Annotated in this window: 24 protein-coding genes; 15 read left to right on the forward strand and 9 right to left on the reverse strand. The window is 60.4% G+C overall.

Going from position 1 to position 25,858, the window contains the following annotated elements; translation table 11 throughout:
* The first annotated feature begins 5 nt into the window (after positions 1 to 5).
* Entirely contained in the window at positions 6 to 800 is a 795-nt protein-coding gene (locus QCE79_RS21595) for a transporter substrate-binding domain-containing protein (protein WP_244831349.1), read from the forward strand.
* Between the two features lie 40 nt (positions 801 to 840).
* Here the strand turns inward: QCE79_RS21595 and QCE79_RS21600 are convergent, their stop codons facing one another.
* The 7 genes from QCE79_RS21600 to QCE79_RS21630 form a co-directional block, all read right to left on the reverse strand.
* Complete coding sequence (locus QCE79_RS21600) at positions 841 to 2,073, reverse strand: glycoside hydrolase family 88 protein (protein ID WP_250468003.1); 1,233 nt, start codon at positions 2,071 to 2,073, stop codon at positions 841 to 843.
* Positions 2,074 to 2,245: 172 nt separating this feature from the next.
* Positions 2,246 to 3,142 carry a helix-turn-helix domain-containing protein gene (locus QCE79_RS21605; RefSeq protein WP_244831351.1) on the reverse strand — a complete coding sequence of 299 codons (897 nt, stop codon included), beginning with the start codon at positions 3,140 to 3,142 and terminating at the stop codon, positions 2,246 to 2,248.
* 113 nt (positions 3,143 to 3,255) lie between these two features.
* Positions 3,256 to 3,708 carry a MaoC family dehydratase gene (locus QCE79_RS21610; protein ID WP_244831352.1) on the reverse strand — a complete coding sequence of 151 codons (453 nt, stop codon included), beginning with the start codon at positions 3,706 to 3,708 and terminating at the stop codon, positions 3,256 to 3,258.
* Positions 3,705 to 4,898, reverse strand: a complete 1,194-nt coding sequence (locus QCE79_RS21615) for a CaiB/BaiF CoA-transferase family protein (RefSeq protein WP_250510570.1) — start codon at positions 4,896 to 4,898, stop codon at positions 3,705 to 3,707. The genes QCE79_RS21610 and QCE79_RS21615 overlap by 4 nt, the downstream gene beginning before the upstream one ends.
* 25 nt (positions 4,899 to 4,923) lie before the next feature.
* Positions 4,924 to 6,087 carry an acyl-CoA dehydrogenase family protein gene (locus QCE79_RS21620; RefSeq protein ID WP_250527277.1) on the reverse strand — a complete coding sequence of 388 codons (1,164 nt, stop codon included), beginning with the start codon at positions 6,085 to 6,087 and terminating at the stop codon, positions 4,924 to 4,926.
* Positions 6,084 to 6,887 carry an enoyl-CoA hydratase/isomerase family protein gene (locus QCE79_RS21625; RefSeq protein WP_244831355.1) on the reverse strand — a complete coding sequence of 268 codons (804 nt, stop codon included), beginning with the start codon at positions 6,885 to 6,887 and terminating at the stop codon, positions 6,084 to 6,086. Before QCE79_RS21625 ends, QCE79_RS21620 begins: the two co-directional genes overlap by 4 nt.
* A gap of 4 nt (positions 6,888 to 6,891) precedes the next feature.
* Entirely contained in the window at positions 6,892 to 7,317 is a 426-nt protein-coding gene (locus QCE79_RS21630; RefSeq protein WP_244831356.1) for a MaoC family dehydratase, read from the reverse strand.
* Positions 7,318 to 7,645: 328 nt separating this feature from the next.
* Between QCE79_RS21630 and QCE79_RS21635 the strand changes: the two genes are divergently transcribed.
* The 5 genes from QCE79_RS21635 to QCE79_RS21655 all read left to right on the forward strand — a co-directional run bounded on the left by QCE79_RS21635 (position 7,646) and on the right by QCE79_RS21655 (position 13,394).
* Positions 7,646 to 8,680 (forward strand): TRAP transporter substrate-binding protein, encoded by a 1,035-nt coding sequence (locus QCE79_RS21635; RefSeq protein WP_244831357.1) that lies wholly within the window; start codon positions 7,646 to 7,648, stop codon positions 8,678 to 8,680.
* Complete coding sequence (locus QCE79_RS21640) at positions 8,677 to 9,249, forward strand: TRAP transporter small permease (RefSeq protein ID WP_244831358.1); 573 nt, start codon at positions 8,677 to 8,679, stop codon at positions 9,247 to 9,249. The genes QCE79_RS21635 and QCE79_RS21640 overlap by 4 nt, the downstream gene beginning before the upstream one ends.
* Positions 9,250 to 9,261: 12 nt before the next feature.
* Positions 9,262 to 10,533, forward strand: coding sequence for a TRAP transporter large permease (locus tag QCE79_RS21645; RefSeq protein WP_244831359.1), 1,272 nt, complete (start codon positions 9,262 to 9,264; stop codon positions 10,531 to 10,533).
* A gap of 162 nt (positions 10,534 to 10,695) precedes the next feature.
* Entirely contained in the window at positions 10,696 to 12,417 is a 1,722-nt protein-coding gene (poxB, locus tag QCE79_RS21650) for a ubiquinone-dependent pyruvate dehydrogenase (protein ID WP_250510572.1), read from the forward strand.
* A 113-nt stretch (positions 12,418 to 12,530) separates the two neighbouring features.
* Entirely contained in the window at positions 12,531 to 13,394 is an 864-nt protein-coding gene (locus QCE79_RS21655; RefSeq protein WP_309847821.1) for an alpha/beta hydrolase, read from the forward strand.
* On the opposite strand, the gene QCE79_RS21660 is transcribed toward QCE79_RS21655, so the two are convergent.
* Positions 13,391 to 14,071 carry a dihydrofolate reductase family protein gene (locus QCE79_RS21660; RefSeq protein ID WP_250468008.1) on the reverse strand — a complete coding sequence of 227 codons (681 nt, stop codon included), beginning with the start codon at positions 14,069 to 14,071 and terminating at the stop codon, positions 13,391 to 13,393. The genes QCE79_RS21655 and QCE79_RS21660 overlap by 4 nt on opposite strands.
* Positions 14,072 to 14,241: 170 nt before the next feature.
* Here QCE79_RS21660 and deoC point away from each other — a divergent pair, with 170 nt between their 5' ends.
* From deoC to QCE79_RS21700, 8 genes are all read left to right on the forward strand, one after another.
* Positions 14,242 to 15,252 carry a deoxyribose-phosphate aldolase gene (deoC, locus tag QCE79_RS21665; protein ID WP_250468009.1) on the forward strand — a complete coding sequence of 337 codons (1,011 nt, stop codon included), beginning with the start codon at positions 14,242 to 14,244 and terminating at the stop codon, positions 15,250 to 15,252.
* 32 nt (positions 15,253 to 15,284) lie between these two features.
* On the forward strand, positions 15,285 to 17,675 hold the full coding sequence (locus QCE79_RS21670) for an aldehyde dehydrogenase family protein (protein WP_309847825.1): 2,391 nt from the start codon (positions 15,285 to 15,287) through the stop codon (positions 17,673 to 17,675).
* A gap of 73 nt (positions 17,676 to 17,748) precedes the next feature.
* Positions 17,749 to 18,222, forward strand: coding sequence for an RbsD/FucU family protein (locus tag QCE79_RS21675; protein ID WP_309847828.1), 474 nt, complete (start codon positions 17,749 to 17,751; stop codon positions 18,220 to 18,222).
* Positions 18,219 to 19,151 (forward strand): ribokinase, encoded by a 933-nt coding sequence (gene rbsK / locus QCE79_RS21680; RefSeq protein WP_309847830.1) that lies wholly within the window; start codon positions 18,219 to 18,221, stop codon positions 19,149 to 19,151. Before QCE79_RS21675 ends, rbsK begins: the two co-directional genes overlap by 4 nt.
* On the forward strand, positions 19,148 to 20,191 hold the full coding sequence (locus QCE79_RS21685; RefSeq protein WP_250527283.1) for an ABC transporter permease: 1,044 nt from the start codon (positions 19,148 to 19,150) through the stop codon (positions 20,189 to 20,191). Before rbsK ends, QCE79_RS21685 begins: the two co-directional genes overlap by 4 nt.
* Before the next feature lie 63 nt (positions 20,192 to 20,254).
* Positions 20,255 to 21,259 carry an autoinducer 2 ABC transporter substrate-binding protein gene (locus QCE79_RS21690; protein WP_250468013.1) on the forward strand — a complete coding sequence of 335 codons (1,005 nt, stop codon included), beginning with the start codon at positions 20,255 to 20,257 and terminating at the stop codon, positions 21,257 to 21,259.
* Between the two features lie 55 nt (positions 21,260 to 21,314).
* A complete protein-coding gene (locus QCE79_RS21695) occupies positions 21,315 to 22,844 on the forward strand; it encodes a sugar ABC transporter ATP-binding protein (RefSeq protein WP_309847834.1) in 1,530 nt (509 codons plus the stop codon).
* On the forward strand, positions 22,841 to 23,902 hold the full coding sequence (locus QCE79_RS21700) for an ABC transporter permease (protein WP_309847837.1): 1,062 nt from the start codon (positions 22,841 to 22,843) through the stop codon (positions 23,900 to 23,902). The genes QCE79_RS21695 and QCE79_RS21700 overlap by 4 nt, the downstream gene beginning before the upstream one ends.
* Positions 23,903 to 23,956: 54 nt before the next feature.
* On the opposite strand, the gene QCE79_RS21705 is transcribed toward QCE79_RS21700, so the two are convergent.
* Positions 23,957 to 24,682: a DeoR/GlpR family DNA-binding transcription regulator gene (locus tag QCE79_RS21705; protein WP_244831370.1), complete on the reverse strand. Its 726-nt coding sequence runs from the start codon at positions 24,680 to 24,682 to the stop codon at positions 23,957 to 23,959.
* A 189-nt stretch (positions 24,683 to 24,871) separates the two neighbouring features.
* Between QCE79_RS21705 and QCE79_RS21710 the strand changes: the two genes are divergently transcribed.
* The gene (locus QCE79_RS21710; RefSeq protein ID WP_309847845.1) at positions 24,872 to 25,855 is read left to right on the forward strand and encodes a DNA-binding protein; all 984 of its coding nucleotides are present in this window, start codon (positions 24,872 to 24,874) and stop codon (positions 25,853 to 25,855) included.
* Positions 25,856 to 25,858 lie beyond the last annotated feature (3 nt).

The raw sequence follows: 25,858 nt of genomic DNA on the forward strand, positions 1-25,858 counted from the left end.
ATCACTTGAAAGCACAGAAACACATTGCACGCGCATGCGTGGCGGCATTGATGATGGCAGGCGCCATTCACAGCGCAATGGCCGATCAGCTCGATGACATCAAGAAGGCCGGCGTCGTGCGCGTTGCCATCGCAATGGGCACGCCGCTCTTCAGCTACGCCGACGAGAACCTCAAGCCCGCAGGCTCGGATGTCGATACCGCCGCCGCGCTCGCAAAAGATCTCGGCGTCAAGCTCGAACTCGTGCAGATCACTAACGCCGCGCGCATTCCGACCTTGCAGGCAAAGCGCGCCGACCTCGTGATCGCCGACTTGTCGATCACGCCGGAGCGCGCAAAGGTCGTCGATTTCTCGATTCCCTATGCGGTGATCACCATCATCGTGGGTGGGCTTAAGAGCATCAAGGTGAAGGACTATGCGGACCTAGATGGCAAGACCATCGGGCTCACGCGTGCAACGGTCAACGACACGCTGACGACGCAGCAAGCGAAGGGCGCGCAAATTCAGCGCTATGAAGACGACGCCACGCTCATCACGTCGATGGTCGCGGGTCAGATCGACATCTTCTCCAGCACGCCGTCGAACCTTCAGGAAATGCAGAAACGTGCGCCCGCACGCAATATCGAACTCAAGTTCGAACAGAAGAACTTCGATCTCGGCATTGCGATGAACAAGGATCAACCGGCTCTGAAAGAGTGGGTGGACAAGTGGGTCAGCACGAACCAGAAGAACGGCAACCTCAACGCGATCTACAAGAAGTTCCACGGACGCGATCTGCCCGACGCCGTCCGCAAGGGCTGAACGAATGCCGGCGACATGCGTATGTCGCCGGCATTGTTCTTTACGCTAGAGGAATGCGCGGTGCGTCGAGCGGGCGCAGCTTGCCCGGATGCACGACACGACACAAGGCTTCGACAAAGAAGAAGTCGCCGAACATGGTCGCGCCATCCACGCCAATGTTGTGCGGCTTCGAATAGCAGGAGTTGTGCAGCAGGCCGTGTTCGCCGTCCTTGGTGAACTCATCGCGGCACAACGCTTCGAGCATCGCGACTCCGTGACGGCTCCATTTTGCCGCGGCATCCGCCGATGGATGAATGCGCGCCAGTTCGAGCAAAGCCGATGCGACGATAGCGGCGGCGGCCGTGTCCTTGATGTCGGCATCGCTGCCGGTTGCGTCGAAGTCCCAAGGGGGAATCTGACGGCCATCGAGACGGCGCAGATAGTATTCGGCCAGACGCTCGGCGAGTTCAATGTACGCGAGCTTGCCCGTTTCGCGCGCGGAATTCGCATACCCGTAGATCGCCCAGGCCTGACCGCGGCTCCATGCAGACTCGTCGAATGCGCCTTGAAAAGTGTAGCCACGTTTGCGCGCGCCCGTTTCGAGATCGTATTCGACGGCGTGATACGTCGAGTCGTCGGGACGCACGAAGGCGCGTGCAGTCATCGCGGCATGCGCGTCCGCTGCATGCCGATAGCTGCCGTCATCGGCATGATTCGCCGCCCAGTAGAGCAGCGAGAGATTGGCCATCGTATCGATTGCGGATGCACTTCTGCCGCGCGGATCGGCGAGCGGTCCCCATGACGCGAGATAAGCGCCATCGCGCGTGGTGACGAGGCGGGCGCGCAGTTTGTCCGCCGCCTTCAACGCGATATCGGCAAAGCGTGCATCGCCCGTGATGTGATGGCCGGGCACCGCGCTGCTGTCGAAGATGAAGCCGATGTCATGCGTGTTCGGATCGTCCGCGCGTTGTTCGACCAGCAGCATGCGCGCACGCGCCCATTCGAGAAATTTCGCGTCGCCGGTATGAAGATGCGACGTGAGCAAAAGGCCTACCCAGAAGCCACAGAACCAGTTGCCGTGACTCCAGGCGTCGCCGTCATAGCCGGCGGATAGCGAAGCGGGCAGACGCACCCATTCGCCATCGGGACCCGTGACTTGCGGAAACTCGACACCGAAACTCAATTCATCGGCCGCGACTTTTACAGCCGTGCGGTCGAGCGTTTCGCGAAAGAGCCGTGTCTGGTCCTGCGTGAGTGAATAGATATCGGAAAGCGGGGTTGTAGCGTTCGACACTTTGTCTCCTGTGGACGAGAGCGGACGCGCTTAATGCATCGCGCTTGTCTCATGCAAGTGGGTTGCAGAATACGTTGAACACGCACGTCGATTTTAAAACCCATGCTCACGCGACGTTAGGATGAAACGCGGGATCTGTTGGACATTTCTGCATGGAATACCGAATGCGCGTTCAAATATGCAACTTGTCGAGGCTGCGGCGATAGTCGATCGGTGAGCGGCCTGTGTGCTTGCGAAAGCACCGGCTGAAATAAGCGGGGTCGTCGAAAGAGAGTTGCGATGCGATCTCCGCGACGTTCACTTCGGAATGCAGCAGCAAGCGCTTGGCTTCGAGCATGACGCGTTCGCGTATCAGCTTTGCAGCCGTGCTGCCGAGCGCCGCGCGCGTAGCTTCGTTGAGCGCGCGCTCGGTCACGTTGAGCAGACGCGCATAGTCGGCGGCATCGTTCATCGAGCGAAAATGCTTCTCCAGAAGGCTCTTGAAGCGGCGCGACAACAACACGTTACGCGACGTGCCCGACTCCGTGACCGCCGCCGCGCTGCTCATGCGCGCGGCCTTGAGCAAAAAGATACGCAGATAAGCCCAGATTGCATCCTGATGGCCGTGCAGTTCCGAGCGATACTCGTCCATCATGCCGTCGATGAGACGCATCATTTCATGCGCTTGCGCGTCGTTCAGATAGACCGCTGCGGCAAGCTGATCGAAGTCGTGCACCGGCACTTCGGTTTCCGAATGCCGGTTCTGCACGCGAAACGAAAAGAACTCGGATGAGAAGCTGATCGACCAGCCGACCGTATCGGGGGATAAAACGAAATCGTGTATCTGGCCTGGTGCCATGAAAAACAGCGACTGCGGACGCACCTCGTAACGCACCGAGTCGATGACATGATGACCCGTGCCCGTCACCACCCAGGCGATGTGATAGAAGTCATGCCGATGCGGATAAGGCAGTGTCGACTTCATGACTTCGAGCGGCGCAAAGTGGAAGTCCATCGACTTGACGTGCGCGCCATATTCGTAGTTCTCGATCTTGATGACCGGAACGTGGCAACCACATGCGGTACTCAACTTTCGTCTCCTGCGGGCGGCGCTTCATTCGTGCTGCGCTCGTTTTCGCGGCGCTGCATCGAAGTCTAACGAATGCTTGCGCCGCCCGTAACTGGCGGATTCCCCGACGCGTCTCATTCGAACTTGAGTTCTTTTAGCGCGGAAAGCCCGCTCAGCACGACCTTGCCGCGTTGATTGCGAACCATGGTGTCCATCACGAGAATTCGCTTGGCGTCCTTCTTCTCCACCACGGTCACGTTGATGGTGATGGTGTCGTCGATGAACACTGGCCCCAGAAAACGCAGTTCTTGTCCGACATAAGCGAAGCCCGGACCGGTCAGTCGCGTGTGTGCGGCCGAGACGAGCGAGGCCGTCAACAGGCCGTGCACGACGCGTCTTCCGAACGGTGAGCGCTCCGCAAACGCTTGCTCCATGTGCAGGGGATTCAGATCGCCCGACAGATGACCGAACGCATTGACCGCCGATTCGACCACGGTGTGGACGTCCACCTGCGAGCGGCCGATTTCCACATCGTCGAAGCGCAGCAGTTCGGGTGCTGCGGGAGCAGCGTGTAGTTGGGCGCTCATGCATTTCTCCTCGAAGTCAGCGCGATGCCGGCATCGACCAGTTCGTCGATCCGCGTAGTGTCATAACCCAGTTCGGCCAGCACCTCACGTGTGTGCTCGCCCTGTCGCGGCGGATGCCGTCGCATGGGCGGCGCCTCGCCGTCATAGCGCACCGGATGCGCAAGTACGCGTATCGGTCCCGCCTCTTCGTGTTCGAACGACATGATCATCTGGTTATGCGCGACTTGAGGGTCGACCTCGACCTGCTCGTAGTCGTTGACCGGCGCGAACCAGATATCGTGCTCCTCGAAGACGCGCATCCATGTTTCTGTCGTGCGCCTGGTCAACGCGTCATAGACCAGTCGATTGATTTCATCGCGACGCCGCACGTTGTCTTTCGGATGCGTGAACTCGGCGAGCGCGGGGACATCGAGCGCATTGGAGAGCTTCTGCGTCGGTGTAAGCGAGATCGCGATATAACCGTCGAGCGTTTTATAGACGCCATAGGGCGCAGGATGAAAGCGGCTGCCCGTTGGCGGCTGGGTGCGCTGCCAGAGCGGTCCCTTGTTCATGTAGTACGTGAAAGGCTCGATCTGCAAATCCAGTGCCGCGTTCAGCAAATTGCTCTCGACACGCGTACCCACACCCGTGCGTTCGCGCGACTGAAGTGCAGCAACCACGCCAAACGCTGCCAGCACCGCTGCATGTTGATCGACAATAGCGGAGCCTACAGGCGTCGGCGGCGAATCGGCTTCACCTGAAAGCATGGTCATGCCGCTCATCGCTTGTAATAGCAGGTCTTGTCCCGGGCGCTTGAGATAGGGACCCGACGATCCATAACCCGTGCACGAGCAATACACGAGACGCGGGTTGACCTCGTGCACTTGCGCATAGCCGAAGCCCATCTTGTCGAGCACACCGGGGCGGTAGTTCTCTATCAATACGTCGGCTTCGCGGATCAGACGCCACACGATTTCACGCGCGGCTTCCTCACGCAAGTCGAGCGAGATGCTGCGCTGATTGCGATTGCCCAGCAGAAAGAACACGCTCACGCCTTCGACGAAAGCGTCCGCGCCGGTCCAGCTTCGCTCGAACGCGCCACCCGGTGGCTCGATCTTGATGACGTCAGCACCGACATCGGCGAGCATCTGCACGGCGGCGGGCCCTTGCAGAAAGTGGGTGAAACTCAGTACCTTGATGCCTTCCAGCATAAACTCCCCCTTCGTCCGCGCGTTATCAGGCAAGCGCCGCACGCGCGATGATCATGCGTTGTATTTCGGATGTCCCTTCGACGATCTCGAGCACCTTGGCGTCGCCGAATGCGCGCGCTACCGGATACTCCGCCATCACGCCGTAACCGCCGTGTATCTGCAAAGCCTGATGCGCTGCGTGCATCGCCTGTTCCGAGGCGAAGAGCTTGGCTTGCGATGCCTGCATGTCGAACGGCGCGCCGCTGTCCTTCAATGTGGCGGCGTCGTAAAGCATGAGACGTGCGGCATGCGCGTGCGTCGCCATGTCGGCGACCTTGAATTGCAGGCCTTGAAACTCCGCTATCGCGCGGCCGAACGCGCGGCGCGTCTTCATGTATTCGACGGACCGTTCGAGCGAGCCTTGCAAGATGCCGAGCGCAAGCGCGCCGATTAAAATGCGGCCTGTGCTGATCTGCGCGAGCGTCTGACGCAAACCCGCGCCGCGTTCACCAAGCAAATTCTCTGCGGGAATCGCGCAGTTTTCGAAGAACAACTCGTGCGTGATCGAAGCGCGCCAGCCGATCTTGCGCAGCTTGCGGCCCGTTTGATAGCCAGTAGTGTCCGAAGGCACGATGAAGTTCGAAATCTCTTTCTTGCCATCGGCACGCGTACCGGTCACAGCCGCGATTACCACCGGCCCGCCGAGTTCAGTGCCCGAGTTGCTGATGAAAGTCTTCGCGCCATCGATGACCCAGCGCTCGCCATCGAAGCGCGCACGTGTGGCGATGTTGGCCGCATCCGATCCCGCATCGGGCTCGGACAAACCGATCGAACCGATCTGGCGGCCTTCGAGAATAGGCCTTAAATAAAGGTCCTTTTGCGTCGAGGTGCCGTAGTTCGACAAGAGACTCGCGACAGTCGAATTGGCCATCAAGGCGTTCGCGACCGCGCAATCCACGCGCGCCAGTTCTTCTAGCACGATGACAAACGAAAGCCAGTCGCCACCGCCACCGCCCCATTGCTCCGCATAAGGCAGGCCGGTGAAGCCAAGCTCGCCGGCTTGACGCCAGATATCGTAGGGAAAGGCTTCTTGCTCCCAGAGCTCCTCGGAATGCGGTGCAATCTCTTTGTCGGCAAAGCGGCGAACGGCTTCACGAATCATGGCGTGCTCTTCGCCGAGCCAGTGAGGCAAACGATGTATCGTGCTCATTCAGTCACCGTCACGGTCGAGGCGCGCCGTGCAAGGCGCTTTTCCATGAACTGCCTCAAGCCCGCGCGCGCGCCTTCACTCGTGAAATTCACCGCGTATTGCGCTGCTTCAAAGTCGAGTCCTGCGGACAAGGGCATTTCGTTCGCGCGATTGAGCGCGCGCTTCGCCATTTCCATTGCGAAGGGGTCGTAGACGGCGAGTGTTTCGGCGAACTCGCGCACTGTATCGAACAATGCATCGTGTTCGACGATCTCGTGCAGAAAGCCGAACGACGCGCATTCCTGAGCCGTATGACGCCGCCCGCTCAACACGAATCGCTTGGCGCAGGCGAGCCCCATCTTGGCGACGGCGAGTTGCGTGCCACCCCAGCCTGGCATGGTATTGAGCGTGATCTCGGGAAACCCGAAGCTCGCTTTCGTCGATGCAATCACGAAGTCGCAGGCAAGCGCCAATTCGAAACCGCCGCCTAGCGCGAAGCCATTGACCATTGCGATGGTCGGCTTGGCGCTTTCATGCAGGCGCAACAACGCGCGCTGCCCGGCTACCATGTCACGATACGCGCCCGCGCTGTCGAGCGTGACCAGTCGCTCGATATCGTTGCCGGCAGCGAAGGCCTTGGGACCGCTACCCGTGATGGCGATAACGCGCGTTGCATCGTCGGCGAGTGCATCGTCGAGTCCTGCTTCGAGCGCCGCGAGCATTTCCGGCGTGAAGGCATTGAGTTTATCGGCGCGGTTGAGCGTCAGGAGACGCAGCGCGCCGTGCTGTTCCGCTATGACGGGCGAGGTGTTCATCAGCATCGTGTCACAGCACCTTGAGGTAAGTCTTGCCCGATGCCACGACCACGCCGTCTTGCCGCGTGACATCGGCGACGAATACGCACACGTTGCGCTCTTCATCCTTCTCTTCGAGCGTGAGACGCGCAGTGACCGTATCGCCTATAAACACCGGCGCATTGAACGTGATGTCATAGCGATACGACACCGCGCCCGGACTCGGCGCCTTCGCCGCCATATGGCCCATGACTGTCGAAAGAAAGCCGACCGAGAGACAGCCTTGCGCAATGCGCTTCTCGAAGCGCGTGGTCTTGGCGAACTCTTCGTTCAGATGCACGGCGTAAAAGTCGCCGACTATCCCGGCAAATCCATAGATGTCGTATTCGGATACGGTCTTTGCGAAATCGGCGGTATCGCCGATTGCATAACAGTCCATGTGCGGGCGTTTGGCCATGTTGACGAACCAGTGTATTAGGTGGGGTAAACACGGCGTATCGCTTGCGAGCGACACACCGTCAACGTGGAAGTCACTTTAAAGATGCGCTTGGTTCACGCGGTAGGACGGTTCGCGCGATCTTTTGGACTTTTTAGCGTCACGTCGCGTTTGCATGGAAACCAGCGTTAAAAAGTACAAGAAATCTGGAGCCTGGTCCTAACGCACCGTTGACGCGATCACAAATACTTGCGTCAACCCGTCGCTCTTCGACATGCACGACACATGAGGCATAAGAAGAGGCAGAAGGCGGTGTCCATATCGTGAAAGAACGTGGGAAGGAGACAACATGAATTCGCTTTTCAAGGCGCATCGCTCGTTGCGCGTGACGATGAGCGCCGTGCTCGCCGCATTGTGCGTCGCCGCAACAGGCAGTGCGATGGCGCAAGACAAGGTCGTGATGAAGCTTGGGCATACGCTCGCACCGGACAATCACTATCAACTGACCGCGCAGGTCTTCGCCAAGGAAGTCGCGCAACGCACGCATGGCCATGTCGAGATTCAGCTCTTTCCCCAATCGCAACTCGGGGGCGAAGTGCAGATGGCGCAGGCGTTGCGCACCGGCACGCAGGAACTCATGATCTCCGCGCAAGCGCCGATCGACAATACGATCAAGCAATGGCAGATTTTCGACATGCCTTATCTCTTCAGCAGCATGGATGAGGCGAACAAGGTGCTGCAAGGACCCGTCGGCCGCAAGTACCTCGACATGATGCAGCCGGTCAACATGGTCGGTCTCACGTGGCTTGCTGTCGGCGAACGCAATCTCTTCACGACCAAGCGTCCGGTCACGTCGCTTGCCGACATGAAGGACCTGAAGGTGCGCGTGATGCAAAGCCCCGGCTATATCGCGGGCTATAAGGCGCTCGGCGCGAACCCCACGCCGCTCGCCTATAACCAGCTGTTCCTCGCGCTGTCGCAAGGCCTCGTCGATGGCGCGGACACATCGCCCGAGCAATTCGTGCAGGACAAGTTCTCCGACGTCGCCAAGCATTTCTATGTGACGCACGTGAACTACCTGCCCGTCGTGCTCGCGATGAGCAAGAGCGCCTGGACCAAGCTGTCGCCTGCTGACCAGAAGGCTTTTCAAGAGTCAGCCGCGGTCGCCGCCGATTTCGACCTGAAGGAGTACAAGCGCGAATACGACGCTGCACTCGCGACGATGAAGGCCAAGGGCATTCAAGTGACGATGGTCGACACTGCGCCGTGGGCCGAAGCCACGAAGTCCGCGCGTGACGAACTCGTTGCGAAGATTCCGGATGGCGCCGCGCTCTACGCCGAGATGAACGCGGCCAAGCAGGCCTCGTCCGTGGCATCCAAATGACACCTTTGTCACCGGAAGTGCCGGAGGAAACCCGTATGGAAAAGCTCGCGCGTGGCTTGATGTTCATCGACGACATGGTTCTGAAGCTGAACCTGTTCGTCAGCAGTTGCCTCTTGCTGGCAGCGGTGATCGTCGCCGGTCTCGGGGTCGTGTTCCGCTTCGTGCTGCACGACTCGCTTTCGTGGTCCGACGAAGCTGCGGCGTATCTCTTCGTCTGGCTCACGTGCCTGGGTGCGGCGGCAGGCGTCAAGTTGCGCGCACATCCCGAAGTGCGCGTGCTGGCCGATCGCGTGCCGGCGGCGATCGCGCCCTTGCTCAAGGACTTCACGGACTGCGCGATTCTCGCGCTCGGCGCCGTGTTCGTCGCGTATGGCTCGGACATGCTCGCGTTGATGGGCACGGAGACAGCCGCATCGATTCCCATCTCGATGGTCTATCCGTATCTTTCCATTCCCGTGTGCGGCGCGTTGCTCGTGTTTCATTCGCTGGTGCGCATCGTCGTGTCGCACCTCGCGCCGCAGACGCAGACCAACGCCGCTTTGATCGAAGGCGTGTCCGACCATCTCTAGGATAAAGACATCATGTGGGCAATCGCTCTAGGCGCGGGGCTGCTCGGCCTCGGTGTACCGGTGGCCATCTGTATTGGTATCGCGGCGACGCTGGCGTTGTCGATCAATGGCACGCCGCTGCTCGTCATTCCGCAACAGCTCTTCTCGAACCTCAATAACGTGGGTCTGCTCGCGATTCCGTTCTTCATGCTCACGGGCGCGATCATGGATTCGGGCGGCGTTTCGCGACGCATCATCGAGTTTTCGCAAGCGCTCGTCGGCTTCATGCGTGGCGGTATCGGACAGGTCACGATTGTCGCGAGCATGTTCTTCGCGGACCTCTCGGGATCGGCCACGGCGGATACGGCGGCGATCGGCTCCGTGATGATTCCGGGCATGGTGAAGAAGGGCTATTCGCGTGCGTTCGCGGTGGCATTGCAATCGGCGGCGGGATCGCTCGGGCTGCTTTCGCCGGTATCGATGAGCATGCTCGTCTATGCTTACACGGCGAATGTATCGGTAGGCACAATGTTTATTGCCGGTATCTTGCCGATGCTCCTAGTGGTCGCTTCGTTCATGATCGTGAACTACGTGACCGCCGTGCGCAACGACTACAGCGCGGTCGAGCCGTTCAGCGCACGCAAGTTGTGGACTACGTTTCGCGAAGCATTCTGGGCCTTGCTCACGCCGATCATCATTCTGGGCGGCATCCTTGGCGGCATCTTCACGCCGGTCGAGGCAGGCGTGGTTGCGGCGGTGTACGTCACGCTGGTGAGCGCGTTCATCTTCCGCACCTTGAAGCTCTCGCATTTCAAGGAGATTCTCGTCAAGACGTCGGTGAACACGACGCGCGTGTCGTTCCTGTTGGGTCTTGCCTTCGTGCTCGGCCGGTATCTGATCGAAGCGCAAATTCCCTTGCATGTGGCGAACAGTTTCCTTGCGATCACGACGAGCGCGATCATCCTGCTCATTCTCATCAACCTGTTTCTGATCGCGGCGCATACGGTGCTCGAAACCATTTCGAGTATCGCGGTGATAATCCCGGTGTTCCTGCCGCTCGTCGTGCAGATGCATATCGATCCCGTCGTATTCGGCGTGATCGTGCTGATCAATTCGGCTATCGGCATCAATCTTCCACCTATTGGCTTCTGCCTCTTCACGGCGGCGTCCATTGGTGGTGTATCGGTCGAAAAGGCGACGCGTGCGATTCTGCCTTTCATTCTCGCGCTCGTGATCGACTTACTGCTGATCATTTTCTTCCCGCATATTCCGCAGTTTCTGCCGCATCTGATGTCGATGAAATAACGCTCGACGACCTTGGAAAACGCTTCACCAGGGGCCTGGTCTTCGGACCGGCCCCTTGGTATGACAGCACGGTTTACGACGCGTCAGCGTGCACTGTGATATTTCTTCTGTCTAAGTACACGTGCAACCGTCCAACGAACCCTGTATGTCATTGGAGTGAACATGGCCAAAAGCACCATCGCCGATTATCTGGCAAAGACGCTTGCCGCTGCGGGCGTCGAACGCATCTGGGGCGTGACGGGCGACAGCCTCAACGGGCTTGCCTACAGCCTCGATAAAGTCGGGTCTATCCGTTGGATGCATACTCGCCACGAAGAAGCCGCGGCCTTTGCCGCGGGCGCGGACGCAGCTTCTTCCGGCAAGCTCGCCGTCTGCGCGGGCAGTTGCGGTCCCGGCAATCTGCATCTCATCAACGGGCTTTACGACTGTCATCGTAACCAACAGCCCGTGCTGGCCATTGCCGCGCATATTCCATCGACGGAAATCGGCCTCGGATACTTTCAGGAAACGCATCCGCAAGAGCTCTTCAAGGAATGCAGTCACTTCGTCGAACTGGTGTCGAACGCATCGCAGTTCCCGCGCGTGCTCGAACGTGCGATGCGCGCGGCGCTCGATCAACGCGGCGTCGCGGTAATCGTGCTGCCGGGCGATGTTGCCTTGAGCGACGGACCCGGAGTCGAACCACGGTGGACCGCAAGCGAACCGAGCGCAATCGTTCCAGCCGAATCGCAACTCGACACACTCGCGGCCATGCTCAACGGCTGCGAAGCCGTGACCATCATGTGCGGCAGCGGTGTGGCGGGCTCGCACGACGAAGTGGTCGCGCTTGCCGATACACTCGGAGCGCCGGTCGTGCATGCGTTGCGCGGCAAGCAATTCATCGAATACGACAATCCGTTCGATGTCGGCATGACGGGCTTGATCGGCTTCAGCTCGGGCTATCACGCCATGATGTCCTGCGATACGCTCGTGCTGCTCGGTTGCGACTTCCCTTATCGGCCGTTCTATCCGCCGCACGCGAAGGTCGTGCAGATAGACTGGCGCGGGGCGCAGCTCGGCAAGCGCACGCCGCTCGACATGGGTATCGTCGGCACCATCAAGGAGACGCTCACGGCGCTCTTGCCCAAGCTCACGCGCAAGACGGAACGACGCTTCCTCGACAACGCGCTCAAGCACTATGCAGATGCACGCAAGGATCTCGATCACTACGCGACACCTTCCGCGCCTGGCCGTCCGATTCATCCGCAATATCTCACGAAGCTGGTCGATGACATCGCCGCCGAGGATGCCATCTTTACCGTCGATGTCGGCACGCCCACGTTGTGGGCCGCGCGCTACCTCACGATGAATGGCAAGCGTCAGTTGCATGGCTCGTTCAATCACGGTTCCATGGCGAACGCAATGCCGCAGTCGCTCGGCGTGCAAGCCGCGCATCCGCAACGGCAAGTGGTCTCACTGTCGGGCGATGGCGGTTTGTCCATGCTGCTAGGCGATCTCTTGAGCGCCATTCAGTTGAAGCTGCCGATCAAGGTCGTCGTGTTCAATAACAGCTTGCTCGGCTTCGTGTCGATGGAGCTCAAGGCGGGCGGTTATCTCGACACCAATGTCGATCTCAGCAAGACCGACTTCTCGCAGATTGCGAAGGGCGCGGGCATATGGTCGGTGCGCGTGGAAGAGTCGGAGCAACTGGAAGGCGCATTGCGCGATGCCTTCGCGCACGACGGCCCCGCGCTCGTCGATGTCGTCACCGCCAAGCATGAATTGGCGATGCCGCCAACCATCGAGCTATCGCAAGCGAAGGGCTTCAGTCTCTACATGCTGCGTGCTATTTTGAGCGGCCGTGGCGACGAAATCGTCGAGCTGGCGCGCACGAATCTGCGTTAAGCAAGGCAACCGGCCGCGACTCGTATCATCAAAACGAGTTGCAAACAGAGTTGCGGCCGATTTCGCGTTCGTGGTTTATGCTGTCGGACCACATCCAACGCAGACAGCGAGCCATGAGCGATTCATCAGCGGGCGCATTGCCGCTCGATCAGGTTTTCGACTTCGAAGGTCAGGCTATCCGTTATGGCGCGATAGGCGAGGGCGCGCCGCTCGTGATGGTGCACGGCACGCCGTTCTCATCGCAGGTATGGCGGCGGATTGCGCCGGTGATGGCGCGGACGCATCGCGTGCATTACTTCGATCTTCTGGGATACGGCGAGTCGGACAAGCGCGAGGGGCAGGACGTATCGCTCGGCGTGCAGAATCGCGTGCTCGCGGCATTGCTCGATCACTGGAAGCGTGACTGGAAGGGCGCGTTGCCCGACGTGCTCGCGCACGACTTCGGTGGCGCCACTTCGTTGCGGGCCGCGTTACTGAACGGCTCCGTTTATCGTTCCTTGATGCTGATCGACCCTGTCGCGCTGTCGCCGTGGGGATCGCCCTTCGTGCTGCACGTTCGTGAGCATGAGAGTGCGTTCGCGGGCGTGCCGCCCTACATACACCGCGCCACGGTCGATGCTTATGTGCAAGGCGCGGCGCATCGGCCGCTTTCGGAAGACGTGCTGCGCATCTACACGCGGCCGTGGATCGGCGAACCCGGACAGGCGGCTTTCTACAGACAGATCGCGCAGATGGACCAGCGTTATACCGATGAAATCGAAGCACGCTTTGGCGATTTGCGTTGCCCCGTGACGGTTCTTTGGGGCGAGGAAGACCAGTGGATTCCAGCGAAACGCGGCGTCGAATTGGCTTCGCGCATTCCGGGCGCGCGGTTCACCCGAGTGGCGTGCTCGGGGCATCTCATGCAGGAAGATGCGCCCGAAGCGATTGTCGGCGAATTGCTGGCGTTCCTCGCGCGCGTGGATGCGTTAGCCTAGTCCTTGCGCTTATAACGCAGCCACACCATGTCGTTATCGAGCGTCCTCGCCGAATCGAGCTTGAGATAAGCGGGCTTTTGCCATTTGTCCGTCGCCACTTCGAATGAAGAGGGATGCGCCTCGCGGCCGTCGACGAGCGGCACGATCAGCACGCTGACTTCATCGACGAGTTGCGCATTGACGAACGCGCCCGATACATGCCCGCCGCCTTCGACTATCAACGTGCCAATCTTCAACTCGCGCTCAAGCGTTTCCACGACGCGCGCGAGCTCGATATCCTTCTTTCCGCCGAACACGTAGGACGCGCCGATGGATTGCAGATAGGCGAGGTAGTCGTCATCGACATCTTCCGCGAGCACTTCGACGATATGTGAATCGAGTGCCGTGTTCGTCTTCCACGTCACGCGGCCCTTAGGGTCGATTGAAATTGCGTACTGGCTTGCGTCGCGTTTGGCGAAATGGTCCGTGCGTTCGATAGGATCTTTGGCGAGGCCACGCGGATAATCTTTGTCCTTGCCGTGCGAGATTTCTTGCATGGTGACGCGACCGCACGCCCAGGCATCGGCCTTGAAGGTCGCGGCGGTTTCTTCATAACACGGCGATGCAAAGTCGAGATGCCAGCCGTCGGTAAGGCTGCGGCCATCGAGCGAGGACATCATGTGGCAAATGATATGCATGGGGACTCCAGCGTATAAGGAAGCAAACCGTCCGCAAGCCCCATGCCCTAAATCCTCCCATAGCGCCTCCGAACTTTCCCTATGTTACGATCTTCACAAACGTGATTTAGAATGAGATCAATCTATCAAAACGTGTTGTGCGTCGCACAAGACCGCAGCACCCCGATCTCATGCTGGAAACTGCAACGAAGTCCGTCGTCGCGTGGCCCGGGAAAGTCCAAGCCGGGCATGTGAGCGATCGTAATCCTGGCGTGCCCTTCGACCTCTCATGGCTCGATGGCCTGCGCGTGAATCAGTCCGCCGTGCTGCGCCGCGCGTCCACGCTTGGCACGCGTCGCGCGGTCAAGAAGGACGCACAGGCCGCGTGGCTGCTCAAGGCGATCACCTGCATCGACCTCACCACGTTGAGCGGCGACGACACCACCGCGCGCGTCGAACGTCTTTGCGCAAAGGCGCGTCGCCCGGTGCGAGACGATTTGCTCGAAGCGCTCGGCATGACGCCTGGATCGATCAGGACAGGCGCGGTTTGCGTGTATCACCGCTATGTCAAAGCCGCCGTGAACGCGCTCGAAGGGAGCGGCATTCCGGTCGCGGCCGTCTCCACGGGTTTTCCCGCTGGTCTCAATCCGCACGAACTCAAGTTGCGCGAGATAGAGGCCTCGGTGAAGGACGGCGCAGCAGAGATCGATATCGTCGTCACCCGCGAGTACGTGTTGACCGGTAACTGGAAGGCGCTCTACGACGAGATGCGCGACTTCCGCGCCGCTTGCGGCAATGCGCACGTCAAGGCGATTCTCGGCACGGGCGACATCCGCACGCTGTCGAACATCGCCAAGGCATCGATGATCTGCATGATGGCCGGCGCGGATTTCATCAAGACATCGACGGGGAAGGAAAGCGTCAACGCCACGCTCGACGTCTCGCTCGTCATGGTGCGCATGATCCGCGAATATCTGGCGCGCACCGGCGTTGCCATCGGCTTCAAGCCTGCGGGCGGCGTTTCGACGGCCAAGACCGCGCTCGAATATCAGATCCTCATGAAGGAAGAACTCGGGCGTGAATGGCTCGAACCGGAGTTGTTCCGCATCGGCGCGTCGAGCCTTCTCGCCGATATCGAGCGGCAACTCGAACATCACGTGAGCGGACGGTATTCGTCGTTCAATCGCCATCCCGTCGCCTGAATCACGCATCACGCATCCAACACACAGCCCTCATGAGCGTAGCCGAATATTTTTCTTCGATGGAATACGGACCCGCACCGGAAGACGATCGCGCCGTGCGCGCGTGGCTCGATCAACACGCCGGCCGTTTCGGTCATTTCATCAACGGCGCATGGCGCGATGACGACAACGCCGAGCGTTTCGAATCGCGCGAGCCGGCGACAGGGCGAGTACTTGCATCCATCGCGCAAGGCACCGATGCCGATGTTGCGGCTGCCGTGGCAGCCGCGCAAGCCGCGCTCGAAGGCTGGCAAGCGATTGGCGGTGCGGGACGCGCGCGGCATCTCTATGCGCTTTCGCGCATGGTGCAGCGACATGCGCGGCTCTTCGCCGTGCTCGAATCGCTGGACAACGGCAAGCCGATTCGCGAGTCGCGCGACATCGATATCCCCCTTGTTTCAAGGCATTTTCTGCATCACGCGGGTTGGGCGCAGTTGCAGGATCGCGAGTTCGCCGACTGGGCGCCGCTCGGTGTCATCGGGCAAATCGTGCCGTGGAATTTTCCGCTGCTGATGCTTTCTTGGAAGATCGCGCCTGCTATCGCGCTCGGCAATTGCGTGGTGCTCAAGCCGGCCGAATACACGCCGCTTACCGCGTTGCTCTTCGCCGAACTGGCGCATCGCGCGGGCTTGCCGGCAGGCGTGCTCAATGTCGTGACGGGCGATGGCCGCACGGGTGCGGCGCTCGTCGAGCATCCACGTGTCGCGAAGATTGCGTTCACGGGATCGACCGAAGTGGGTCGGCAGATTCGCGCGACGACGGCGGGCTCGGGAAAATCGCTCACGCTCGAACTGGGCGGCAAGTCGCCCTTCATCGTATTCGACGATGCCGATCTCGATAGCGCGGTCGAAGGCGTGGTCGACGCCATCTGGTTCAATCAAGGACAAGTGTGCTGCGCGGGTTCGCGTTTGCTCGTGCAGGAAGGCATCGAAGCGGCTTTCGTCGACAAGCTCAAGCGCCGCATGGAGACGCTGCGGGTCGGGACGTCGCTCGATAAAGGCATCGACATGAGCGCTATCGTCGATGACGTGCAACTCGAACGTATTCGTTCGCTCGTCGCCAAGGGCGAAAGCGAAGGCTGCGCCATCTTCCAGCCGTCGCGTCTCACGTTGCCCGAAGGCGGCGCGTTTTTTCCGCCGACGCTCGTGACCAACGTGGCGCCTGCAAGCACGCTTGCACAGGAGGAGATCTTCGGTCCGGTGCTCGTGACGATGAGTTTTCGCACGCCCGAGGAAGCCGTCGCACTGGCCAACAACACGCGCTATGGTCTCGCGGCCAGCGTGTGGAGCGAGAACATCAGCCGCGCGCTGGACGTTGCGCCGCGCCTGCAATGCGGCGTCGTGTGGATCAATGCAACCAATCTCTTCGACGCAGCCGTGGGCTTCGGCGGATATCGCGAGTCGGGCTTTGGCCGCGAAGGTGGACGCGAAGGCGTCTATGAATACCTGAAACCGCGTGCCTGGGCGAAGCTGCCGGTTCGCGGTGAAACGAAGGCAACACCGGCACAGCCCGATGCGTTGCTCGATACGGGCAATGTCAGCACCATCGACCGCACGGCGAAGCTCTTTATCGGCGGCAAGCAAGCGCGGCCCGATAGCGGCTATTCGCGGCTCGTGCGTTCGCCGTCGGGCGAGATTGTCGGCGAAGTGGGCGAGGGCAATCGCAAGGACATTCGCAACGCGGTGGCCGCTGCGCGCAGCATGACGAAGTGGACGGCCGCAAGCGCGCATAATCGCGCGCAGGTGCTGTATTACATGGCCGAGAATCTCAGTGCGCGCGCCGATGAGTTCGCAAGGCAACTCGTCACGCGTGCCGGGTCCAGCGAACGCGATGCGAAGCGCGAAGTCGAAGCATCCATTGCGCGTTTCTTTACGTATGCGGCATGGTCCGACAAATTCGACGGTGCGGTGCATGCGCCGCCTTTGCACGGTGTGGCGCTCGCCATGCACGAAGCGCTCGGCGTGATCGGCGTGGTGTGTCCCGACGAAGCGCCGTTGCTCGGCTTTGTGTCGCTGGTGGCGCCTGCGCTTGCGCTGGGTAATCGCGTGGTCGCGGTGCCGAGCGAGACGTGTCCGCTGATGGCGACGGACTTCTATCAGATCGCGGAAACGTCGGATGTGCCAGGCGGTGCGCTCAATATCGTCACGGGCGATGTACGCTCGCTAGCTCAAACGCTCGCGCAGCACGACGATGTCGACGCGCTCTGGTGCTTCCACGGCGCGGCCCTTTCGACGCTGGCCGAACGTGAGTCGGTGGGTAATCTGAAACGCACGTTCGTCGATAACGGTCGCGTGTTCGACTGGCACGATGCATCGAGCGAAGGCTTGCCGTTCTTGCGGCAGGCCGTGCAGGTGAAGAATATCTGGGTGCCGTACGGCGATTGATCGACGGTACGCATGTGAGAATTGAAGGGCGAAGACTTCGGGACGAAGCGCGCCCATGCATGGAGGAGACGCTGTGCTGAAGAATATCGATCCACTATTGAATGCCGACATCCTGTACGCGCTTGCCGCGATGGGACATGGCGACGAAGTGGTGATCTGCGACGCTCATTTTCCCGCTGACTCGGTGGCCCGGAAAACGGTGTTAGGCAAGGTGCTGCGCATGGATGGCGCGAGCGCGCCGCGTGCGGTGCGTGCCGTGCTTTCGGTGTTGCCGCTCGATACGTTCGTCGAAGATCCGGCAGGCCGCATGGAAGTAGTTGGCAATGCAACTACTTTGCCTGCTGTGCAACGCGAGGCGCAACGCGAAGTGGACGACGCAAAAGGGCGTGCACAGGCTTTCGCGCCGATCGAACGTTTTGCGTTCTACGAACGCGCCAAGAATGCGTATTGCGTGATAGCCACGGGCGAAGCGCGCGGTTATGGCTGCTTCATCTTCAAGAAGGGCGTGCAGCTCGCCGCCGACGCGTCTGAAGGAGAAGCGCGATGAGCGTGGTCATTCTCGGCATCTACGTCACCGACCTCGCGTTCCGTGCACAACGCATGCCCTTGCTTGGCGAAACCGTGGCAGGCTCGGCGTTTGCAATGGGTCCGGGTGGCAAGGGCTCAAATCAAGCCGTGGCGGCCGCGCGTGCGGGCGCCGACGTGATCTTCTGCACGCGCATTGGCAACGACGCGTTCGGCCAAATCGCACAGGCAACGTGGGCGGCTGAAGGCATCGCATCGCGTGCGACCGTGCTGGACGACATCGCCACGGGTGCCGCGCATATTTACGTCGACGAAAACACGGGCGGCAACGCGATCATCGTGGCGGCCGGCGCTGCGGGCACGCTTGGACCCGAAGACGTCGAAGCGATCGAAGCGGATATCGCGCGTGCATCCGTGTTCGTCACACAACTCGAACAGCCGCTGCCCGCTGCGCGTCGTGGTCTCGAACTCGCGCGCAAGCATGGCGTGACAACGGTGTTCAATCCCGCGCCGGCGCTTCCGCTCACCGACGACATCTATCCGCTCTGCGACTACATCACGCCCAATGAAACGGAAGCAACCGCGCTCACGGGCGTGGCGATCGAATCGGTCGATGACGCTCGCCGCGCAGCGGATGTCTTGCTCAAGAAGGGCGCGCGTGCGGTGATCGTCACGCTCGGAGAAAAGGGCGCATTGCTGCATACTTCGGGCGGCAAATCCGAACTCGTGCGGGCCTTCGACTGCGGCCGTGTAGTCGAGACCGCAGGCGCGGGCGATGGCTTCACAGGCGGCTTCGCAGCGGCGCTTGCACGCGGCGATTCGGCGCTGGCTGCCGTGCGCTTCGGTTGCGCGCTGGCGAGCCTTTCGGTGACGCGCGCGGGCACCGCTCCGTCGATGCCGCGTCTCGATGAAATCAACGCTGTGCTCGGCGAAAGGAGCGAGGTGCGATGAAGGGATCGAAGTGGCTCGCCGATCGCCAGCTGAACTTTCTGGTCGGCGTGAACTTGCTGGTCGTGATCATCGCGACATGGCTTTCCAAAGGACAGTTTCTCGACATCGACAATCTTCAGTCGATGGGCGGACAGTTGCCCGAACTCGGGCTGCTCGCACTCGGCATCATGCTGTCGATGGTGTCGGGCAATGGCGGGATCGACCTGTCCGGAGTGGGGCTCGCGAATCTGTCCGGCATGGTCGCGGCAATGTTGCTGCCGCAAATGGTCTCGGGCGACGATTCACCGGCGCTCTATACCGGCGTGTTCGTATGCATCGTCGTGGCAATGGGTGCGCTTGGCGGTATCCTAAATGGCGTGGTGATCGCGAAGCTGAGACTCACGCCCATTCTCTGCACGCTCGGCACGCAACTGCTATTCACGGGTATCGCGGTGGTGCTGAGTAACGGTGCTTCGGTGCGGGTGGAATATGTCGATCCGCTTTCCAACATCGGTAACGGCACCTTCCTGCAAGTACCCATATCGTTGTGGATTTTCGTCGCCGCCGTCTTGTTGCTCGGTTGGATATTGAAGCGCACGCCGTTCGGTCTGCGGCTGTATCTCATGGGCACGAATCCGAAGGCCGCGTTTTATGCGGGCATTCCGCGCACGCGCATGCTGATCGTCACGTATGGTCTTTGCGGCGTGCTTGCATCGCTTGCCGGACTCATCAGCGCGACGCATACGTCGAGCGCGAAATGGGATTACGGCAATTCGTATTTGCTGATCGCAATCCTCATCGCGGTCATGGGCGGCGTGAATCCCGCTGGCGGCTATGGACGTATAGTCTGCGTGTTTCTTGCCGCGACCGTCTTGCAGTTTCTGTCGAGCCTGTTCAATCTGCTCGGCGTGTCGCAATTCTTCGGTGACTGCGCGTGGGGTTTCTTGCTGCTTGCATCGCTTGCATTCGCAGGTGGCGAACGCGTGCGCGCAATCTTCGGTATAGGCGGCGCGAAGCCTTCCAGCAAGGTGCCGCATCCGCCCGCATCGACCGGACGTTGAAACGCTTTTATTTCCCCGTGATTCATAAAGAGACCAAGTGACAGAGGCAAAGGAGACAGCACTATGAAACTCAAGAAAATCACCACCGCGCTCACGGCAATCGCGCTTGCGGCAGGAGCCATTGCAGCCGCGCAAGCTGCGAACAACGAGACCATCGTGACGGTCGTTAAAGTGACCGGCATCAACTGGTTCAATCGCATGGACGAAGGCGTAAAGCAGTTCGGCAAGGACAATCCGAACATCTCCGTGTATCAGACAGGTCCGGGGCGTGCCGATGCCGCGCAACAGCTGAAGATCATCGAAGACTTGATCGCGAAGAAAGTCACGGCGATTGCAGTCGTGCCGTATGATCCGCCGACGCTCGAACCCGCGCTCAAGAAGGCGATGGATCGCGGCATCAAGGTCGTCACGCATGAAGCGGACAACGCGAAGAACACCATGGTGGATATCGAAGCGTTCGATAACACCGCCTACGGTGCGGGCTTGAACGAACGTCTTGCGAAGTGCATGGGAAGCCAGGGTAAGTGGGCCGTGCTGGTGGGCTCGCTCGGCAGCCGCTCGCAAGTGCAATGGGCCGATGGCGGTATCGGCAATGCAAAGGCCAAATATCCGAAAATGGATCTGGTCGAGCCGAAGCTTGAAACGAATAACGACGGCGAGCGTGCTTATCAGGTCGCGAAGGAAGTGCTGCGCAAGCATCCGGATCTGACGGGCTTTCAGGGCTCGTCGTCGCTGGATGTGATCGGCATTGGCCGTGCAGTGGAAGAAGCGGGCAAGGTCGGCAAGATCTGCGTGTATGGCACGGGCCTGCCGACTGAAGCAGGCAAGTTCCTCGAAAGCGGAGCGGTCAACGGCATCGCGTTCTGGGACCCGAAGCTCGCCGGTCTCGCAATGAACAAGGTCGCGCAGATGTTGGTGGAAGGCAAGACCATCGACAACGGTACGGACCTCGGCATTACCGGATACAACAAAGTCACCGTGAGCAAGGGCCCGGGCAAGGGTGTGATCGTGCGCGGTACCGGTTGGGTTGATGTCGACAAGACCAACTACAAGCAGTATCCGTTCTGATGTGACGTACGCGGCGCGTGGTTCATTGCCGCGCGCTGCCTGCTTTCTATAAGCCATGACCAAAGAGACACCGCTCCTCGAAGTCGTCGATATTCATAAGCGCTTCACAGGCGTTTATGCGCTGCGTGGCGTGAGCCTCTCGTTTGAACGCGGGCAGATCTATCATCTGCTCGGCGAGAACGGCTGCGGCAAGAGCACGCTCATCAAGATCATCTCGGGTGCGCAACCGCCCGATGAAGGCGAACTCGTGATCGAAGGCGTGAGACATGCGCGGCTATCGCCGCTCGAATCGCTTTCCGCGGGTATCGAGACCGTTTATCAAGACTTGTCGCTGCTGCCGAACATGAACGTGGCGGAGAACGTCGCGCTCACATCCGAGCTCGCCGAACACAACGGCAAGCTCGCGCGCACGTTCGATCGCCGCGCGCTTGCCGAAACCGCTGCACGGGCGCTGGAAGCCGTGGGCTTGCCGGGCGATACGGATTTTCAGAAGACCTTGATCGAGCAATTGCCGCTCGCCACGCGGCAGCTCGTGGCAATCGCACGCGCCATCGCCAGCGAAGCGAAGTTCGTCATCATGGACGAGCCCACCACGTCGCTCACGCAAAAGGAAGTGGACAATCTCATCGCCGTCCTCGCGCGTTTGCGTGCCGACGGCGTCGCCGTGCTGTTCGTGAGTCACAAGCTCGACGAGTGCTACGCAATCGGCGGCGAAGTGATCGTGCTGCGCGATGGCCAGAAGATGGCGCAAGGTCCTATCGAAAACTATACGAAGGCGCAGATCAGCGAGCTCATGACGGGCAAGCATCTTTCAACCGAGCGCTATCGCGCGCAAGGGGAAGAAGGCGCATCGCAGATCGTGCTCGACGTGCAGGCGCTCGGACGCAAAGGCCAGTTCGCCGATGTATCGTTCAAGCTGCACAAGGGCGAGATACTCGGTGTGACGGGGCTGCTCGATTCGGGCCGTAACGAACTCGCGCGTGCACTGGCAGGTGTCGCGCCCGCCGACATGGGCACGGTCACGCTCGACGGCATGCGCGTGCGCCTGCAAACGCCGGCGGATGCGAAGACGCAACGCATAGGCTATGTCCCGGAAGACCGCCTGAACGAAGGGCTTTTTCTCGACAAACCGATTCGCGATAACGTCGTGACCGCGATGATCTCGAGCTTGCGGGACCGCTTCGGTCAGATCGATCGCAAGCGCGCGCAGGAGCTTGCCGAGCGCACCGTGAAGGACTTGCAGATCGCCACGCCCGACGTCGACAAGCCCGTGCAATCTCTTTCGGGCGGCAATCAGCAACGCGTGTTGATCGGGCGGTGGCTTGCCATCGATCCGCGCGTGCTGATCCTGCACGGGCCGACTGTCGGTGTCGACGTGGGATCGAAGGACATCATTTACCGCATCATGCAGCGGCTTTCCAAGGAGGGCATCGGCATCATTTTGATCAGCGACGACTTGCCCGAACTGCTGCAAAACTGCGACCGTATCTTGATGATGAAGAAGGGCCGGATCTCGAGCGAGTATCGCGCGGATCGTCTGAGCGAGGCTGAGCTTTATCACGCGTTACTTTCAGAGGCAGCATGAGTATGAGCGAATCCATCCGCCGCACGGGAAGCGAGCCGGTTCCGCAAGCCGTGAGCGACGTCGCGCCGCGCGTGCGCAAGGGCAGTCTTTATGCGCGGCTGATGCGCAATCCCGAGTGGTTCACCCTAGGTCTGATTCTCGTGACGTGTCTGATCGTGGGTGGCCTGAACCCGCGGTTCTTCCAATTCGCCACGTTGTTCGACTTGTTGCATTCGGCGACCACCGTATCGCTCTTTGCGCTGGGTACGCTCGTCGTGCTGGCTTCGGGCGGTATCGACGTGTCGTTCACGGCAATAGCGGCACTCACGATGTATTCGATCACCAAGGCCGTCTTCGCATGGTGGCCGGAGTGTCCGTTCGCGTTGATACTGATTGCGGGCGCGCTGGGCGGCGTCGTGCTTGGCATCATCAATGGCATGCTCGTGCATCGGTTGAAGGCGCCTTCGCTGATCGTAACGATCGGCACGCAGTATTTGTATCGCGGCTTGTTGCTGACTTTCGTGGGCACGCAGTTCTTCATGAACATTCCGCACAGCATGGATACGTTCGGACGCCTGCCGCTCTTCTTCTATCACACGTCCGATGGTTTGCGTGCTGTGTTGCCGGTCTCCGTGCTCGCGCTCGTGATCGCGGCGCTCGTCACATGGTGGCTGCTCAATCGCACGATGATGGGCCGCGGCGTCTATGCGATGGGCGGCAGTCTCACCATCGCCGAACGGCTCGGTTACAACCTGCGCGCGATCCATCTGTTCGTGTTCGGCTATACGGGATTGCTTGCGGGCGTCGCGGGCATCCTGCATGTATCGACCAACCGGCTTGCCAATCCTTTCGACTTGGTCGGCACGGAACTTGATGTGATCGCCGCCGTGATTTTGGGCGGCGCACGCATAACCGGTGGTACGGGAACGGTGGTGGGCACGTTGCTCGGCGTCGTGCTCGTGACGCTCATCAACAGCGTGCTGATTCTGGTGGGCGTGCCGAGCACTTGGCAGAAGGTGATCATCGGCGCATTCATTCTCGTCGCAGGGACGTTGTTCGCGCTCGGACGACGGCAGTAGTGGGTTGGTCGTTCAGAAGCCGCAGAGAGCCCGCATAGCGTTATGCGGGCTTTTTTATGCGTGCTTGCGTCTGCGCTGCCCTTCCTCGGTGATGACCGAGTCGAACTCGGAAATCTGCGAGAAGCGCACGGCCTTGACCTTGCCGAGCTTGCTTGCATCGACGACGAGATGGCGCTCCACCGCGCTTGCCATGGCCGCCTGCTTGATGGCCACTTCGTGAAAGTTCCAGCACGTCACACCGCGCGCTTCATCCACGCCACCCGCCGACATGAACGCCTTGTTGATGCCCATGCGCCTCAGCGTCTCGACGCTTTCATCGCTCGCAAACGATTCGGATGACGGCACATAGACGCCGCCAAGAAGGATCAGCCGGACATTGGGCTTGCGGCGCAGAATCTCGGCTACGTTGAGCGAATAGCACACGACGGTGAGATGCATGTCCGTGGGAATCTGCCGCGCGAGCGTGGTGAGTGTGGTGCCGCAATCGATGAAGATGGTCTCGCTATCGGTAAGCAGATGCGCGGCATGGCTCGATGCAATCGCCTTGGCCTGAGCGAAGTGGTCCTTTTCTTCCTCGATGGTATAGCCTGCTGCATTGGGCAAATCCGCCGCGCTGACGATATAGCCGCCGAGGTAAGTGAATTGACCGGGATGCGCTGCGATATCGCGGCGAACGGTCATCTCGGAGACGCCGAGCAAGGCGGCTGCATCGCGCAAGCGCATCACGTTCTGCTTTTCGAGCGCGCTTGAAAGCACGCGCAGGCGTTCGGGTTTGGCCATCGGCTTACGGCTATTTCGCGGTGTTAGGTTTTAGTCGTGGGTTGAAAGGATTATAACAATGCGGACCGGCGTGTGAACGCTGGCGCGGGTAAGTACGGGGTCGTCCATATGGCCAAGCAGTCGAGCGAGCGTTAATTATCGGGCGCTCTACGCTATATTCTTGCTCCTCCAAGCACTGACCAAACCGCAATGTCCGAACCGCTCTCCGAAGACGCACGACTGGCCGCCGCCATTGACCGCCTGAAAGTCGAATTCCCGAAAACGCGCGAGCTCTACCGGGAAGTCTGCACGCTCCTGTTCTTTCGATTCGGCGTGCCGCCAACGGCCAATCGCCTTTACAGCCTGGTTCGGCGCGGCACCATGAGCACGCCGGCATCGGTGCTGGGCGAGTTCTGGGCCGAGTTGCGAGAGAAGAGCCGGGTACGCATCGAGCATCCGGACCTGCCGCCGGATTTGAGCGATGCCGCTGGCGAACTCATCGGCACGCTTTGGACGCGCGCAACTACATCGGCACAGGCCGAACTCAACACGCAACGCGAAGAGCTTGACGCGCAACGCACCGAGGCCGAGCAGAAGGTAGTTGCGGCGCGCGAGGAACTGGGGCGCATGGAAACGACGCTGGAACAGCGCACGGTTGCATTGTCGGCCGCACAGGCGGAGATTCGCGAGTTGGAGCGGCAACGCGCCGAAGACGCGGCCACGCGAAAGGCAGTCGATGCCGAAATCAAACGGCTCAACGACGAAGCAAGCGCACGCGCCCGAGAACTGGACAAGGTGCGCGAAGGCTTTTCGCGCGATCTCGAGAAGCTGCGCGAAACGGCGAGCCGCGCCGAGGAGCGTTTGAGAGCATCGGAGAAACGCGCGCTGCTCGAAATCGATCGCGAACGCAGCGCCACCGCCAAGCTTCAAAAGGAACTGGCCGAGGCGGTCAAACGGGCCGACAAGCGCGATGTGGACCATCGCCGTGCCGTCGATGTCTTGCAAGCGCAAGTTGGCGACGGCCGTCATCATGCCGGCGTGCTCCAAGGCAAACTGGCAGCGCTGGAAACGGCGCATGCGTCGTTGAAAGACGAGCTCAAGTCGATGCGTGATATCGATAAGACGACGCCCAAGCGTACGACGCGTAAGCCCGCGGTTAAAAAGACCGTCGCGGCACGCAAGAAAGGCGGCTAAAGC

The organism is Caballeronia sp. LZ003 (genome assembly GCF_031451465.1).
Taxonomy (GTDB): Bacteria; Pseudomonadota; Gammaproteobacteria; order Burkholderiales; family Burkholderiaceae; genus Caballeronia.

What these genes read in the sequence shown, in the direction of transcription:
- QCE79_RS21660 (WP_250468008.1), bottom strand. Translation starts at nt 14,071, where the DNA reads ATGCATATCATTTGCCACATGATGTCCTCGCTCGATGGCCGCAGCCTT.
- QCE79_RS21685 (WP_250527283.1), top strand. Translation starts at nt 19,148, where the DNA reads ATGAAGGGATCGAAGTGGCTCGCCGATCGCCAGCTGAACTTTCTGGTC.
- QCE79_RS21640 (WP_244831358.1), top strand. Translation starts at nt 8,677, where the DNA reads ATGACACCTTTGTCACCGGAAGTGCCGGAGGAAACCCGTATGGAAAAG.
- QCE79_RS21700 (WP_309847837.1), top strand. Translation starts at nt 22,841, where the DNA reads ATGAGTATGAGCGAATCCATCCGCCGCACGGGAAGCGAGCCGGTTCCG.
- QCE79_RS21620 (WP_250527277.1), bottom strand. Translation starts at nt 6,087, where the DNA reads ATGAGCACGATACATCGTTTGCCTCACTGGCTCGGCGAAGAGCACGCC.
- deoC (WP_250468009.1), top strand. Translation starts at nt 14,242, where the DNA reads ATGCTGGAAACTGCAACGAAGTCCGTCGTCGCGTGGCCCGGGAAAGTC.
- QCE79_RS21670 (WP_309847825.1), top strand. Translation starts at nt 15,285, where the DNA reads ATGAGCGTAGCCGAATATTTTTCTTCGATGGAATACGGACCCGCACCG.
- QCE79_RS21615 (WP_250510570.1), bottom strand. Translation starts at nt 4,898, where the DNA reads ATGCTGGAAGGCATCAAGGTACTGAGTTTCACCCACTTTCTGCAAGGG.
- QCE79_RS21630 (WP_244831356.1), bottom strand. Translation starts at nt 7,317, where the DNA reads ATGGCCAAACGCCCGCACATGGACTGTTATGCAATCGGCGATACCGCC.
- QCE79_RS21625 (WP_244831355.1), bottom strand. Translation starts at nt 6,887, where the DNA reads ATGCTGATGAACACCTCGCCCGTCATAGCGGAACAGCACGGCGCGCTG.
- QCE79_RS21610 (WP_244831352.1), bottom strand. Translation starts at nt 3,708, where the DNA reads ATGAGCGCCCAACTACACGCTGCTCCCGCAGCACCCGAACTGCTGCGC.
- QCE79_RS21695 (WP_309847834.1), top strand. Translation starts at nt 21,315, where the DNA reads ATGACCAAAGAGACACCGCTCCTCGAAGTCGTCGATATTCATAAGCGC.
- poxB (WP_250510572.1), top strand. Translation starts at nt 10,696, where the DNA reads ATGGCCAAAAGCACCATCGCCGATTATCTGGCAAAGACGCTTGCCGCT.
- QCE79_RS21635 (WP_244831357.1), top strand. Translation starts at nt 7,646, where the DNA reads ATGAATTCGCTTTTCAAGGCGCATCGCTCGTTGCGCGTGACGATGAGC.
- QCE79_RS21705 (WP_244831370.1), bottom strand. Translation starts at nt 24,682, where the DNA reads ATGGCCAAACCCGAACGCCTGCGCGTGCTTTCAAGCGCGCTCGAAAAG.
- QCE79_RS21645 (WP_244831359.1), top strand. Translation starts at nt 9,262, where the DNA reads ATGTGGGCAATCGCTCTAGGCGCGGGGCTGCTCGGCCTCGGTGTACCG.
- QCE79_RS21690 (WP_250468013.1), top strand. Translation starts at nt 20,255, where the DNA reads ATGAAACTCAAGAAAATCACCACCGCGCTCACGGCAATCGCGCTTGCG.
- QCE79_RS21655 (WP_309847821.1), top strand. Translation starts at nt 12,531, where the DNA reads ATGAGCGATTCATCAGCGGGCGCATTGCCGCTCGATCAGGTTTTCGAC.
- QCE79_RS21710 (WP_309847845.1), top strand. Translation starts at nt 24,872, where the DNA reads ATGTCCGAACCGCTCTCCGAAGACGCACGACTGGCCGCCGCCATTGAC.
- rbsK (WP_309847830.1), top strand. Translation starts at nt 18,219, where the DNA reads ATGAGCGTGGTCATTCTCGGCATCTACGTCACCGACCTCGCGTTCCGT.